At 55.2% G+C, this 746-nt stretch carries 1 protein-coding gene; it reads left to right on the top strand.

Annotation, left to right across the window (positions count from 1 at the left end):
* Positions 1–60 precede the first annotated feature (60 nt).
* Positions 61–746 (top strand): IS6 family transposase (locus LCM21_RS20670; protein ID WP_224892260.1); only part of this gene is annotated, 686 nt, incomplete at its 3' end.

The following is a 746-nucleotide window of genomic DNA, read 5'->3' as shown; positions in this document are numbered from 1 at the left end:
GACGGTCTTGTCAGAGGAAACCGGCTTGAGGCGGGTAGGGCGGTTTTGTAGCGTCGCGCCATGACCAGAAGATCGCCGTTTCGCTATTTCAAAACCAGTCCAGCAATCATCCGCTTGGCTGTGATGCCGTACGTCCGTTTCCCGCTTTCGCTTCGCAATGTGGAGGATCTCTTGCATGAGCGGGGTGTCGATGTCAGCCACGAAGCGGTTCGGTACTGGTGGCATCGGTTTGGTCCGATGTTCGCATCTGAGATCAAAAAGCGGCGCATTTTCGGAATGAAGTCGAGCCAGTGGCGCTGGCATCTGGATGAAATGTTCGTAAAGATCAACGGCGAGCGGCACTACCTCTGGCGAGCGGTTGACCACGAAGGTGAAGTCCTGGAAAGCTTTGTGACTAAGACGTGCGACAAGAAGGCTGCGTTGAAATTCCTAAGAAAAGCAATGCGCAAGCACGGGCGCCCGGAAGTTATCGTGACGGACAGGTTGAGGTCTTATGGGGCCGCAGTGAAGGAAATAGGCAATGCCCACAAGCAGGAAGCTGGTCGTTGGCTGAACAATCGAGCCGAGAATTCGCACCTGCCATTCCGACGATGGGAGAGGGCAATGCTTCGCTTCAGGCGGATGCGAAGTTTGCATAAATTCGCGTCCGTCCACGCCTCTGTCCTTAACCTCTTCAACTCGGAGCGCAGCCTCTACTCCAGATCCAATTTCAAGATGAACCGCGCCGCTGCTCTTGCCGAATGGCG

The sequence above is a fragment of the Ruegeria profundi genome (assembly GCF_020171505.1).
Lineage (GTDB): Bacteria > Pseudomonadota > Alphaproteobacteria > Rhodobacterales > Rhodobacteraceae > Ruegeria > Ruegeria profundi.
Note: the sequence above shows the minus strand (reverse complement) of the source record. Positions and strands in the feature narration are given on the sequence as shown.